Raw genomic sequence first — 11,637 nt, forward strand, 5'->3', positions numbered from 1 at the left:
AGGGGTGCGGCGAGCACGGCTCGGGTGGTGTCGGGGGTGGGGACAGGTCGAACGGATGGGCGGGGTTACCCGTGGGTCCGGTGACGCGTTGGCCCGGTATGACCACGATGGAGACTTCCACGCCGAGGGTGGGGCGCCGCCGAAGGGCGCCGGCCGCAGGGTACGAAGAATCGGTTCGGCAGGCCCCCGACCCGCCCATCTACAGCGCGCTGCTCACCCGGTGGGAGGCGGACGGCCGGACCGTGCCGGGGCAGCGCGATCCGGAGTGGTCCCGGATCGCCTCCTCGCCCATCTGGCCGACCGGCCCCCTCTTCGGCGGCGGCTGACCGCTCACAGAGCGATCAGGCCCGCCGCCGTCGGGCGGAAACCGCACCGGGCGAGGAACGCGCCGAGGTGCGGCTCGTAGTCCACGTGGAACCACTGCGCGCCCGCACTCCGAGCCCGTGGCGGCGCTCGTCCGGGTGCACCGTGGTGTCGAGAGGACGAAGGCGTGCGCGCCCCCGTCCCAGGCCACGTTGACGTAGCCGACGAGCCGCCCGCCGCTGCGTGCCGCGATCCAGGTCAGGCCGTGGGCCAGGACCGGCGCGAAGGACGTGTCCCGGGCCGGCCTGTCAGCGGGATTCCGGCCCCGCCAGGTGGCGGGCGATCACCATGCGCTGGATCTGGTTCGTGCCTTCCACGATCTGGAGGACCTTCGCTTCGCGCATCAGCCGCTCGACCGGGAAGTCCGCCGTGTAGCCGTAGCCGCCCAGCACCTGGACCGCGTCCGTCGTGACGGCCATCGCCGCGTCGGTGCAGAAGAGCTTGGCCATCGCCGCCTGGCGGGAGAAGGGCTTGCCCGCGTCCCGCAGCCGGGCCGCCGCGAGGTACAGCGCGCGGCCCGCCTCGATCTTCGTCGCCATGTCGGCCAGCATGAACCGCAGGCCCTGGAAGTCCGCGATGGGGTGTCCGAACTGCTTGCGGTCCAGGGCGTAGGCCAGGGCCTCGTCCAGGGCGGCCTGGGCCACGCCGATCGCGCACGCGGCGATGCCGAGGCGGCCCGCGTCCAGGGCGGCGAGGGCGATGGTGAAGCCCTGGCCCTCCTCGCCGATGCGGCGCGAGTCGGGGACCCGGACGCCGTCGAAGTTCAGCTGGGCGGTGGGCGAGCCCTTCATGCCCATCTTCTTCTCGGGGACCGCGGCCGTGAGGCCCTCCGCGTCGCCCGGGACCAGGAAGGCGGTGATGCCCTTCGGGCCGGCCACGCCGGTGCGGGCCAGCACCGTGTAGAAGTCGGCGACGCCGCCGTGGGTGATCCAGGCCTTGGTGCCGTTGATCACCCAGCCGTCGCCGTCCCGGACCGCCTTCGTCGTCAGGGAGGCCGCGTCCGAGCCCGAGGCGGGCTCGGAGAGGCAGTACGCGCCGAGCAGCCCGCCGCCGAGCATGGCGGGCAGGTGGGCGGCCTGCTGCTCCTTGGTTCCGTAGCCGGCCAGGCCGTGGCAGGCCAGCGAGTGCACGCTGACGCCGAGCCCGACGGTCAGCCGGGCAGCGGCCAGCTCCTCCAGCACCTGGAGGTAGACCTCGTACGGCTGGTCGCCGCCGCCGAACTCGCCTGCGTACGGGAGCCCGAGCAGTCCGGCCTCGGAGAGCAGTCCGAAGACCTCCCGGGGGAAGCTGCCGGCGTCCTCCTCCTCGGCGGCCCGGGGGCGGATCTCCCGCTGCGCGATCTCGCGTACGAGTGCGAGCAGGTCGCGGGACTCCTCGGTGGGCAGCGATCGGTCCACCTGCGGCGCGCGGTCGGTCATGGCTGCGCTCTCCTCACTCGTCCAGCACGGGGCGGCGCGTGAGGGTGGTACGCGTCGCCGGGTCTCGGGGCTCACAGCCGATGGTGCCCTCCCGGATCGCGGGAAGGTCCAGTTCAAGGGGCTGCGGCGGTTGAGTATGCCCGATCAGGGGCTTCCCGTCACGGGCGCGAGATCCTCCTCGGGGACGGGCGGGGCCGGGCACTCGGGGGCGAACTCCTCGATCACCGTCAGGGTCGCACGCAGCGTGCGCACGAGCAGGGCGCCGAACTCGGCCCGGTCGGGGTGGCCGGGCTGCCCGGGAACCCCGGGCCCACGGCCCTCCCGGGCCTGAGCGAGGGCGTGCTCAGGGAGGTGCTCAGGGGGGTGTCCAGGGGGACACTCGGAGGTCTGGCCGGAGGTGTCGCCGGGAGTCTCGGCGGCGGTCCCGCCAGGAGTCTCGTCACAAGCCGGCGCAGGAACTCGCGCGGGAGCCTGGGCCGGGACCTGGGCCGGGACCTGCGCCGGGACCTCCACCAGGACCTGCGTCGCAGGCTCCCCCGGGCCGATCCAGTCGAGGGTGCTGCCCTCGACGCCCGCCAGCCAGCCGACCAGTGCCAGCCGGGCGATCGGCGGGATCTCGCGGCGGCCGTACGCGCCTTCCGCGATGGTCGCGATGAGTTCCTCGCGGACGGCGTCGCGGATGGCGAGGACCTCGGAGTCGGAGCCGACGCCACCGGTGACGATGGTGCGGTAGGCGGCCTGGTGGTGCTCGGCGTAGTACAGGTAGCCGTCGATGGTGGTGCGCACCCGCTGCGCGTTGGGCAGCTCGCTCTCGCCCGCGGCGCGGGCCACGAGCTCGGCCACCGAGTCCTCGACGATGGCCAGGTAGTAGCCGCGTTTGCTCTTGAAGTAGTAGTAGATGAGCCCCTTGGCCACGCCTGCGTGCTTGGCGATGTCGTCCATGGAGAGCGCGTCGTACGAGGTGTCGGCGAACAACTTGCGGCCGATCGCTATCAGTTCGGCCCGCCGAACCTGCGAACGTCCGGTCGTTCCGCGCTGTTGACTATTATTCAAATTCAGCCCTAGCCTCGAACTGCCACAGGAAGCCCGCAGTATGGCAGACCCCTGTGCACCCCCCTTTGCACTCCCCCTGCGCACCGGACGACGTACGGGAGGAACACCTCATGGGCAACGGCAGGACGAGCACCAAGAGAAACGCACCCGAGGGCCGGGTCAACTGGAAGAAGACGGCCGCCCTCGCGATGCCCGCGGTCGTCGCGGTCGGGGCGATGACGATGGTCATGGCGCAGGGCGCGCTCGCCGCCTCCTTCGCCGTCTCGGGGACCAGCTTCCAGGTCTCCTCGTCCAAACTGAGCAGCAAGGGCCTGGCCTCCTACGTGCACACGGACCGCTCCGTCGACGGCAAGGGGCATCCCGTCGCGCTGCTCGGCATCGGCGAGGCCACCCTCACGGACATCTGCCAGGCCGCCGAGGTCGACACCCCGGTGGGCAAGGTGGTCTTCAAGCTGACCGCGGGCGGCCCGGCCGGCAACGTCACCGCCAGCAATCTCGTCATCGACGGCGAGGACCTGGCCGGCGACGCCGTCTTCGGGACGGCCCAGATCGGCCGCGACGCCTCCACCCTCGATCAGGTCGGCGGGATCAAGGGCGAGGCCGGCAAGTTCGGCCTCCAGGCCGGGGACATCGAGGTGGTGGACGTGAAGTCGCACGCCTGGTCGGCGACCGGCGGCAACTTCCACCTCAAGGGCCTGAAGCTGAACGTCAGCCTGGACGGAAAGAAGTGCTTCTAGGCCCGCGCGGGGCCGCCGGGCCGGGCAGCGGGTGGCTGGAACGACGGCTCCCGCTGCCCGGCCCCCGGCGGCGACTGCGCGCCTGGCGCCGCACCCGCCCCTTCTGGGGCGGGCTGCTCGTGATCGCGGGCGGGACCGAGCTGCTGCTGGTCCCGCTCTCCCCTCTCACGGTGCTGGTCAGCCTGGGCCTCGGCGGGATCGCCGCCATCGGGATCGGCCTCGCGCTGATCGCCGCCGGCCTGTTCCTGTGGCTGCTGCCGCAGGCCCGGGCCTACGTCTCCGTCCACGCGCTGCTGCTTTCGGTGCTGTCCTTCGTGGCGACCAACCTCGGCGGCTTCCTCCTCGGCATGCTGCTCGGCATCGCGGGCAGCGCGCTGGCCTTCGGCTGGACCCCGCTGCCCGACCCGGAGGCGGGCGAGCAGGGCCCGTACCTCCCGAGCCTGGACGGCAGCGGGCCGCGCACGCTGGCCGCCGCCCTGCCGGTGGTGCTGCTCGCCTCGCTGATGGGCGGCACCGGGGAGGCGAGGGCCGCCCATGGCGGTCCGCCGATGGCCGCGCGCACGCCCCCGACCGTGACCACCTCGCTCTTCGCTCCGCAGGGGTTCGCCTTCGCGGGGGTCACCCACGTGCCCACGGCGGACGGCCCGCTGAAGGTGCTGGTCCTGCGGATGCGGGCCGCCACGCTCACCGACTACGAGCTCCGCAGCCGCGACGGCCGCGAGGAGTACGGGCTCGCCGCGAGGCGGCTCGACCTGAGCGGCGACGTGACCTTGTACCTGACGAGGTTCAGCGGGTGCATCGAAGGGCTGCTCTGCGTGACCTTCAGCCCGGACGGGCTGCCCGCTCCCCCGGTCATCCCGCCGTTCGTCTTCATGACCCGGGTGAGCGCGGAGCAGGCGCTCGTCACCTCCGACGTGATCAAGACCGACGATCTGCGGCTGGTGGCCTCGTGATCCCCGTCCAGGCCGCGCCGCTGTGGGCGTACGGCATCGGCGCCACCTTCGCGGTGGCCGCCGGGCGCCAGCTCCAGTGGTGGCAGCGGTCGGTCCGGGGCGAGGGGGTCCGCACGAGGAGCCGCGCGGCCAATCCGTACCTGGCCCTCACCCTGCTCTACGCGGCCCTGCTGCCCGCCCCCACCGGGGCTTACCTGCTCTGGCAGAACCCTGCCTGGGCGACGATGCACGCGGCCCGCGACCACGACGGGGTGTGGGCCGGATTCGCCCTCTTCTACGGGGCCTCGGTGGTGGTCGGCGCGCTGCTCGGGTTCCTGGCGGCGCGGCTGTTCGTCCTGGTCGGGGCCGGGTACTGGGGGTACCTCCAGGCCGTGGCCGGGTACTTCCTGCTGTTCTTCACCCTGATCCACGGGTGGGACGGCACGGGGTACGAGCGGCTGCTGAGCGCCGATCCGCGGGCCTTCGCCGACTGGTCCTCGCAGGGCGTCGCGAACGGCGTCCTGGCCTTCGCGACCTCGGGCACCTTCCTGGCCGTACTGATCTTCGGGACGGCCGTCATCGGCACGATGCTGCTGGCCGAGATCGGCTGGCTGGTGGAGGGCTGGCGACTGCCGGGCGCCGCGGCGGACCTCAAGGTGCCCCGGGTGATCGCGGTGGCGATCGCCGGGGCGGGGGTCTACGCGCTGCCCTTCGCGGGGGCGGTGGGCGCGAGCGTCCTCGTCCGGCTGCTGGGGTGGTGGGCCGGGACCGGGGGGTTCGCCCTGCTGGCCGGGGTGGTGCTGCTGCCGGCGCGCTCGCCCGTGCGGACGCTGTACGGGCTGGTGGGCGTGCCGGACGGGCACTGGCGGGTGGAGCCGGAGCCGGAGGCTTAGAAGAACCAGCCGACCTGGGTGACGAACATGGCCACGACCACGACCAGGGTCCAGCCGAGCACGTGCTCCAGCCAGGAGGAGGAATCGTCCTCGGGTCCGCCGGTGCGGACCAGGTTGCGGGCGCGGGCGGTCAGGGCGGCGCTGTGTGCGGTCATGCCCTCCAATGTGACAGCGGGGGCGGCCCTCGCGGTAGAGACGATGGTCACGGGTGGCATGTCTCACGCCCCCGGCCGCGTGGTGCGGACCGGGGGCGTGAGGGGTGCGTGCCGGATCAGGTGGTGCGGTCGCGGCCCGCCATGCCCGCCATCGCCAGTGCCAGGCACAGGGCGATGCCGCCGGCGATGACGTTGCTCCACACCGTGCGGGTGGTGCTGACGTCGCCGGAGATGACGAAGGGCGCGACGATCGTCCAGGCGGCGAGACCGACCGCCGTCCAGGCCATGGCGTGGGTGCGTTCGTAAGCGGAGCCGAGTCCGCTCATGCACAGGCAGTACGCCAGGCCCGCGATCAGGTTGTTGATCGCCAGCGAGCTGAGCCCGCTGAATCCGGCGATCCACGGCGAAGCGGCGATGTAGAGGCCCGTCATCAGGGCCAGTGCTTCGACGACCTGGGCGCTCGGGGTGCTGGTGACCCGCTCGAACCGCGAGCGCATCTCAGCGAGGTCGGGGTGGTGTTCGATTCTCGGTTGGGTGGTCATGGCGGGCTGCCTCCTATGAGAAGCTCCTATTGCCCTTTTGCCCTTTATGTTGCACTTACATGCCGTTCGGGGCAATGCGAATTCTCAGAGCACGCCGACCGCCCGCAGCGCGAGGACCTGGGCCGGGCTCGGCCTGATCGGACCGTAGAGGTAGCAGACGCCTCCGGTGCCGGAGACGACCTTGCCGGCCGCGTTGTGACGCTTGGTCCGCAGCCAGTTGTTCTCGAACTGCCGACGGCGGTAGACGCGGCGCACGGCGGGGTTGTCGGCCGAGTTCGGATCGTTGGCGATCACGTCGCCGGCGGCGGTGAAGCCGATGACGGTCATCAGGTGGCCGGCCGTGCCGTAGCCCGCGCCCGTGAGCTCCTCCGCCGTGAAGGACTGGGAGGTGATGACCGGGACCCCGGCCCGGACCAGGGTCTCCAGGTCGGTGAGGGAGCCGAGGCGGGTGACCACCCCGGCGAGCTGCCGGTAGGTGGCGGCGTAGGCGGCGTTGAAGGGCCAGTTGCCGCAGCCCTTGTACGCGGCGTCGTAGGTGGAGCGGGCGGCGTGGCAGACCTGCGGGTCCGCGTAGCCCTTCTTGACCCAGGCCACGGAGGAGGCGCTGGCCCTGCGGCCCCAGAACTCGATGATCATCTGCGAGGAGGTCGGACTGCACCAGGCCTCGCCGCCGTTGTCGTACTCGGGGTACTGGCCGGCGTGCGTCTCCTGCGAGTACCTCGGCACCTTCAGCTCGTGGGCCCCGCCGGAGGCCGCGGAGGCGGGGACGGTGAACCGGTCCGGTAGGTCCGAGACCATGGCGCCGGCCAGCCACACCGTGGGACCGCGGCTCGCACCGGGCTTGCGGTACAGGGTCAGGCGCAGCCGCCAGTCCTTGATCCGCAGCCCGCCCGCGGGGGCGTCCACGGCCAGGGTGTCCGTCCAGACGGTGGACTTGCCGTCGGTCTGCCCGTCCACGGAGGTGCGGCGGATGTCGCCGTCGCCGGAGGCCCAGCGGCCCATCACGTACCAGGGGGAGGCGGTCCCGTCGGTGTAGGTGCCGCGCAGTTCCGCCTGGATCCAGGTGCCGGCCGGGGTGCGGGCGTTCCAGGAGGCGATGGCCTCTGTGGCGGGCACGGTGGAGGTGTGGACCGGGGAGGTCCAGGTCGCGTACTCCCAGGTGCTCTTCTTGGCGGTGTGCGGGTCCGTGTACTCGGTGCGGCCCGTCGGGGTCTTGATCTCCAGGCCGGGGCGGGCGCCGCCGATGGCGGTGGTGCCCTGGTGGAGGCCGGCGGTCCAGTGGGCGTACGAGTACCAGAAGCGGTTGTCGACCGTCTTGCGGGTGGCTCCGGCGGCGGCTTCCGTGGTGGCTCCGGCCGGGGGCGGGGTGGTCGGGGCCTGCCCCGGGGCCCCGGGGGCGGGCTTCGGCCCGGCCGCCGAGGCTCGGCCGCCGGGGACGGTGGCCGCGGCTGCCGCCAGGGCTACCGCCAGTAGGGCTCGGCGGGGTGTGGGTGCGGTCATCGGCGTGGCCCCCAGGGGTCGGTGCGGCGGGTCGGCTCCCGCCCACCCTTCCAGTTCCCGCGTGCGGGGCCGTGAAGCCGGGAGCCGTGTCGGGGTGACGGGGCGCGGCCCCCTCGCCCCCCTTACCTCTACCGGTCCCCCGGGGGCGGGCCCTGCGGGGCTGTCCCCTACCCGCCCTTCCACCGTTCCCCGGGGCTCCGCCCCGGACCCGTTGCCGGGTGCGGCGCCGTTCCCGGGGGCCAGCCCCCGGACCCCCGCTCCTCAAACGCCGGAGGGGCTGGATTTCCGCCGGCGTTTGAGGCACGGGGTCCGGGGCGGAGCCCCGGGGAACGGGCGAAGGGTGGGTAGGGGACTTCGCCCCGCAGGGCCCGTCTCTCGTGCGCGGGCGGAGGTCATACGGTGGGGGGCGTGGAAGACCAGTCGTCACTTCAGCCCCTCGCGCGCGAGATCCTCGCCCTGCCACCCTCCCTCGGCCCCGTCCGCCTCGTCGGGATCGACGGGCACGCCGGGTCCGGGAAGACCACCTTCGCGGGGGCGCTCGCCGAGGCGCTGGGCGGGGTTCCCGTGTTGCGGCTGGACGATGTGGCCACGCACGAGGAGCTGTTCGGCTGGGTGGGGCGGCTGCGGGCTCAGGTGCTGGAGCCGCTCGCCGCGGGGCGGGCCGCGCACTGGGCACCGTACGACTGGGTCGAGCGGCGGTTCGGGCCCGAGCAGGTGCTGGAGCCGGCTCCGGTGCTGCTCGTGGAGGGGGTCGGCGCCGGACGGCGCGCCCTGCGCCCGCACCTGGCGCGGCTGCTGTGGATGGAAACCCCGCGCGTGAAGTCCTGGGGGCGCGGGCGCGACCGGGACGGGCGTGAACTTTCCGACTTCTGGGACGGATGGGAGCGCGCGGAGCTCGCGCACTTCTCGGATGACCCTTCGCGCCCCTTCGCGGACACCCTGGTGCGGCAGAGCGGTACGGGATACGAGTGGACTTCCGGGGCGGCTGGGGTGGCTGGAACCGATGCCCGAGTGACTGAGGGTGACGGGTCCCCCCAGGGCTGAGGGGCCGCGGAAAGACCCGCTGCGCGGGTGCCTCCAGGCCGCTTGACCGGGGGGCCGGGACGGCCTTACGTTCTGAAGAAGCGGCCCTCACCGGCCGCCGCGGACGCGAAGCCCCCGATTGTTCCCCCGTGATCGGGGTCTTCGTGCCGCTCCCCGCTCCCCCGTCACGTCCCGCCCGGCACACCTCCGTCGCGGCGTCGCAGGGGGCACATCCCGGCCGATTCCTCACCCTGTGTCACCGTGGACCGCCCCGATGCACACCCGGCCCGTCTTCGTCGCACCCTACGTAAGGTGCGTAACCGCAGGTACGATGCACCCCTGATTTCATCGGCGCAGCGACAACTCGTGTACGCATCGCGGGGGTTGCTGGGCACCACGGGGGCACGCTTGTGGGGGATGTGATGGACTTCGCCGCGCACGGCAGCAGCGCGCACGCCCCGGCCGAACTCGCCTGGCTGCGAGGAGTGGACGCCTGCACGATGGGCGCCTACCCGCAGGCCGAGGAGGAGTTCCGGACGGCCGTACGACTCGATCCCGCGATGGCGGATGGCTGGCTGGGCCTGCACGCGCTCCGCGTCGACACCACGAACGCGTTATTGCGCATGTACGCCCACCGGGACCGCTTCGGGGAACAGCGGGCCCGTCACCGGCGGACGCTGAACTCCTGGTACTGGCTGGGCTGGTGGGTGCAGCCGGTACTGGAGACCAGGCGGGACCTGCTGCTGGCGCACGCCTCGCACTGGCTGGACGGACGCCACGTCCCCGAGCTGGACCAGGCGCTGGCGGCCCTGCCGCCCGTGGACGCCGATCCGCACGTCCGCTTCCTGCACGCCTGCCGGGCCTACCTGGTCAAGGACTGGGAGCAATTGGTGCGCTCCACCGAATCGCTGGTCGACGATCCGCTCCTGGGCATCGAGGCGGGCCTGTTCGGCGGGATGGCCCGGGTCCGGCTGGAAATGTACGGGCAGGCGGAGCCGCTGCTGGCGGCCTCGCTGATGCGCTGCCGCAGCGAGCAGCCCCAGCGCAAGGAGCTGCGGTACTGGCTGGCGCGGGCGCACGAGGGAACAGGGCGCAGCGCGGCGGCGCTGCCGCTGTACCGGGCGGTGCACCGGGTGGACCCGGCGTTCATGGACACGGCGGCCCGGCTGACGGCGATCGAGGACAGCGAGGACGCCGACGGCCTGGCCGGATACGCGAGCGGCGCCGGCTACGAGGCCTTCGGCGGGCACGGAGCGGCCCCGTCGGGCGGGGACTTCGCGGCGGTGGCGCTGGGCGGCGGTCCGGTCCAGGGGCTCGCGGCGGACGGACAGCCGGATCCGGACCCGCTGACGGCGGCCGACCCGCCGGAGCCGCGGCACGGCCCGGGGGCGCCGGGGCCCGGCGCGGGCCTGCCGGCCGGCGCACGGCGCAAGGCCTCGCTGCCCGCGCAGCCGGGACCGGTGGGACTGCCGGCCGGGCCGGCGGATCCGGCGGCGCTGGCCGAGGCGCTCGCGGAGCTGGAGCGGATGGTGGGCCTGGAGCCGGTCAAACGGCAGGTGAAGGCGCTCTCCGCACAGCTGCACATGGCCAGGCTGCGGACGGGGCAGGGGCTGCCGGTGCAGCCGCCGAAACGGCACTTCGTCTTCTCCGGTCCCTCGGGCACGGGCAAGACCACGGTGGCGCGGATCCTGGGCCGGGTCTTCTACGCGCTGGGCCTGCTCGGCGGCGATCACCTCGTGGAGGCCGGGCGCGCGGACCTGGTCGGAGAGTTCCTCGGGCAGACCGCGGTGAAGGCGAACGAGCTGATCGACTCGGCGATCGGCGGGGTGCTGTTCGTGGACGAGGCGTACAGCCTCTCCAACTCCGGGTACAGCAAGGGCGACGCGTACGGCGACGAGGCCCTTCAGGTGCTGCTGAAGCGGGCGGAGGACAACCGCGACCACCTGGTGGTGATCCTGGCGGGCTATCCGGCGGGGATGGACCGGCTGCTCGCCACGAATCCGGGGCTGTCCTCGCGGTTCACCACACGGGTGGACTTCCCCAGCTACCGGCCGCTGGAACTCACCTCGATCGGCGGGGTCCTGGCGGACGCCAACGGCGACCGGTGGGACGAGGAGGCGCTGGAGGAGCTGCGGAGCATCAGCGGGCACGTGGTGGAGCAGGGGTGGATCGACGAGCTGGGCAACGGACGGTTCCTGCGCACGCTGTACGAGAAGAGCTGCGCGTACCGGGACCTGCGTCTGGCCGGCTTCGCGGGTGATCCCTCGCGGGACGATCTGTCCACCCTGCGGCTGGCGGACCTGATGCAGGCGTACGGGGAGGTCCTGTCGGGCCGGGGCCCCCAGGAGCGGCCGGAGCCGCCGCCGCTGTGAGGGCCTGCGGCGCCCGTACCACGCGCCGGCTACGGCATGTCCGGCACCGGGCCGGAGCAGGCCGCGAAGGCGTTGAGGACCATGAGGGCGACGACCGCGGCGATCAGGAACCAGACCGCCGAGAGGGGCCGTCCGCCGTACCGCTCGGCCCACTGCCCGTCCTCCTCGCCGCTGCCGAGCTCGCCTCGCAGCAGGGCCCGGACTCGGTCCGCGAACTCCGGGTCCGCCGCAGCGTGTTCCCTCAGGGCCGATTCGAGGGTCAGGGCCGCGGCCGGTGCGCGGGGTTCGCGCTCGAAGGCGGCTACGACGCCCACCTGCTCGGCGGGCAGCCCGTCGAGGAGCACCTCGCGCAGTCGGCGCGCCACCGGGGAGGGTGCGTCGGGGTCCTCCCTCAGCAGGTCCAGCACCCCGCGGGCCGTGTCGCGGAGCTCCGGGTCCCGGTGCCCGCCGGACCCGTCAGGCCCAGCGGACCCGTCGTGCCCGTCACGCCCACCGGGCCCACCGGACCCGTCGTGCTCTCCGTGCTCGTCGCGCTCGCCGCGCTCGCCGTGTTCGTCCCGTTCGCCGGACCGCATGACCCCGCCCCCTCCCGCGCCGTACCGCGAGTATGGCGGCCCGGCACGGCCGCCGGACCCGTCGTGCGACGGGT

Annotated in this window: 11 protein-coding genes and 1 pseudogene; 6 read left to right on the top strand and 6 right to left on the bottom strand. The window is 73.3% G+C overall.

Annotated elements, in window-relative coordinates; genetic code table 11:
• The first annotated feature begins 107 nt into the window (after positions 1-107).
• Entirely contained in the window at positions 108-326 is a 219-nt protein-coding gene (locus tag OG247_RS08640) for a hypothetical protein (protein ID WP_327251689.1), read from the top strand.
• Positions 327-611: 285 nt separating this feature from the next.
• On the opposite strand, the gene OG247_RS08650 is transcribed toward OG247_RS08640, so the two are convergent.
• Both OG247_RS08650 and OG247_RS08655 read right to left on the bottom strand, forming a co-directional pair.
• Positions 612-1,781 carry an acyl-CoA dehydrogenase family protein gene (locus OG247_RS08650; protein ID WP_327251690.1) on the bottom strand — a complete coding sequence of 390 codons (1,170 nt, stop codon included), beginning with the start codon at positions 1,779-1,781 and terminating at the stop codon, positions 612-614.
• Positions 1,782-2,312: 531 nt separating this feature from the next.
• A pseudogene (locus OG247_RS08655) lies at positions 2,313-2,834 on the bottom strand (TetR/AcrR family transcriptional regulator); the annotation flags it as partial.
• Positions 2,835-3,022: 188 nt separating this feature from the next.
• Here OG247_RS08655 and OG247_RS08660 point away from each other — a divergent pair.
• Genes OG247_RS08660 through OG247_RS08670 form a run of 3 tightly spaced genes read left to right on the top strand, consistent with a single transcriptional unit; the run spans position 3,023 to position 5,396 of the window.
• Positions 3,023-3,571, top strand: a complete 549-nt coding sequence (locus OG247_RS08660; RefSeq protein ID WP_442813589.1) for a DUF6230 family protein — start codon at positions 3,023-3,025, stop codon at positions 3,569-3,571.
• Positions 3,562-4,524, top strand: a complete 963-nt coding sequence (locus tag OG247_RS08665) for a DUF6114 domain-containing protein (RefSeq protein ID WP_327251692.1) — start codon at positions 3,562-3,564, stop codon at positions 4,522-4,524. The genes OG247_RS08660 and OG247_RS08665 overlap by 10 nt, the downstream gene beginning before the upstream one ends.
• On the top strand, positions 4,521-5,396 hold the full coding sequence (locus OG247_RS08670) for a hypothetical protein (RefSeq protein WP_327251693.1): 876 nt from the start codon (positions 4,521-4,523) through the stop codon (positions 5,394-5,396). Before OG247_RS08665 ends, OG247_RS08670 begins: the two co-directional genes overlap by 4 nt.
• Here OG247_RS08670 and OG247_RS08675 read toward each other — a convergent pair.
• From OG247_RS08675 to OG247_RS08685, 3 genes are all read right to left on the bottom strand, one after another.
• The gene (locus OG247_RS08675; RefSeq protein WP_243341628.1) at positions 5,393-5,551 is read right to left on the bottom strand and encodes an SCO1431 family membrane protein; all 159 of its coding nucleotides are present in this window, start codon (positions 5,549-5,551) and stop codon (positions 5,393-5,395) included. The genes OG247_RS08670 and OG247_RS08675 overlap by 4 nt on opposite strands.
• Positions 5,552-5,667: 116 nt before the next feature.
• Entirely contained in the window at positions 5,668-6,093 is a 426-nt protein-coding gene (locus OG247_RS08680; protein ID WP_266910589.1) for an SPW repeat protein, read from the bottom strand.
• Positions 6,094-6,177: 84 nt separating this feature from the next.
• Positions 6,178-7,593, bottom strand: coding sequence for a peptidase C39 family protein (locus OG247_RS08685; protein ID WP_327251694.1), 1,416 nt, complete (start codon positions 7,591-7,593; stop codon positions 6,178-6,180).
• A 408-nt stretch (positions 7,594-8,001) separates the two neighbouring features.
• Here OG247_RS08685 and OG247_RS08690 point away from each other — a divergent pair, with 408 nt between their 5' ends.
• The gene (locus OG247_RS08690; protein ID WP_327251695.1) at positions 8,002-8,637 is read left to right on the top strand and encodes a uridine kinase family protein; all 636 of its coding nucleotides are present in this window, start codon (positions 8,002-8,004) and stop codon (positions 8,635-8,637) included.
• 401 nt (positions 8,638-9,038) lie between these two features.
• Positions 9,039-10,988, top strand: coding sequence for an AAA family ATPase (locus tag OG247_RS08695; protein ID WP_327251696.1), 1,950 nt, complete (start codon positions 9,039-9,041; stop codon positions 10,986-10,988).
• 29 nt (positions 10,989-11,017) lie between these two features.
• Here the strand turns inward: OG247_RS08695 and OG247_RS08700 are convergent, their stop codons facing one another.
• The gene (locus tag OG247_RS08700) at positions 11,018-11,563 is read right to left on the bottom strand and encodes a hypothetical protein (protein WP_327251697.1); all 546 of its coding nucleotides are present in this window, start codon (positions 11,561-11,563) and stop codon (positions 11,018-11,020) included.
• Positions 11,564-11,637 lie beyond the last annotated feature (74 nt).

The organism is Streptomyces sp. NBC_01244, from assembly GCF_035987325.1.
Lineage (GTDB): Bacteria > Actinomycetota > Actinomycetes > Streptomycetales > Streptomycetaceae > Streptomyces.

Coding starts and splice junctions, on each gene's coding strand:
- OG247_RS08685 (WP_327251694.1), bottom strand. CDS start 7,593: ATGACCGCACCCACACCCCGCCGAGCCCTACTGGCGGTAGCCCTGGCG.
- OG247_RS08675 (WP_243341628.1), bottom strand. CDS start 5,551: ATGACCGCACACAGCGCCGCCCTGACCGCCCGCGCCCGCAACCTGGTC.
- OG247_RS08700 (WP_327251697.1), bottom strand. CDS start 11,563: ATGCGGTCCGGCGAACGGGACGAACACGGCGAGCGCGGCGAGCGCGAC.
- OG247_RS08640 (WP_327251689.1), top strand. CDS start 108: ATGGAGACTTCCACGCCGAGGGTGGGGCGCCGCCGAAGGGCGCCGGCC.
- OG247_RS08660 (WP_442813589.1), top strand. CDS start 3,023: ATGCCCGCGGTCGTCGCGGTCGGGGCGATGACGATGGTCATGGCGCAG.
- OG247_RS08680 (WP_266910589.1), bottom strand. CDS start 6,093: ATGACCACCCAACCGAGAATCGAACACCACCCCGACCTCGCTGAGATG.
- OG247_RS08650 (WP_327251690.1), bottom strand. CDS start 1,781: ATGACCGACCGCGCGCCGCAGGTGGACCGATCGCTGCCCACCGAGGAG.
- OG247_RS08695 (WP_327251696.1), top strand. CDS start 9,039: ATGGACTTCGCCGCGCACGGCAGCAGCGCGCACGCCCCGGCCGAACTC.